1 protein-coding gene is annotated in these 501 nt (G+C 51.1%); it reads left to right on the top strand.

The window, feature by feature from the left end; all coding sequences use genetic code 11:
- Nucleotides 1-501, top strand: a 501-nt coding sequence (locus tag OA34_RS13400; protein ID WP_039676289.1) for an aldehyde dehydrogenase family protein, incomplete at both ends; no start/stop codon positions are given.

The raw sequence follows: 501 nt of genomic DNA, 5'->3' as shown, positions 1-501 counted from the left end.
AAATGCCGATACGATCCTTGCCGAAAACGAAAAAGATTTACAAGAGGCGCGTAAAGCAAATTTAGCGAGTGCTTTGGTTGATCGATTGCTCTTAAACGCCAAGCGTATTGCGGATATGGCGCAGGCCGTTCGCGAAATCGCGGCACTCAAAGAGCCGATCGGGCGTGTTTTGGAAGGATGGGTCGTTCAAAGCGGGTTGCGCATTGAAAAAGTGAGCATTCCCATCGGCGTCATCGGTATTATTTACGAGAGCCGTCCGAACGTCACGAGCGATACGGCGGCATTGTGTTTCAAAAGCGGTAACGCATGCGTGCTCAAAGGCGGAAAAGAGGCATTGTACAGTAATCGGGCGATTGCCGCGCTTTTGCAAGCGGTATTGCGAAACAACCGTTTGCCCGAAGAGATTATTTCGCTTCTACCGGATGCTTCCCGTGAGGGCGTCGCAAAACTCATTAAAATGGATCGCTACGTCGATTTGATTATTCCGCGGGGCGGCGAAGC

This window comes from Sulfurospirillum sp. MES, from assembly GCF_000789415.1.
Classification (GTDB): domain Bacteria; phylum Campylobacterota; class Campylobacteria; order Campylobacterales; family Sulfurospirillaceae; genus Sulfurospirillum; species Sulfurospirillum cavolei.
This window is presented reverse-complemented; position numbering and strand designations above follow the sequence as displayed.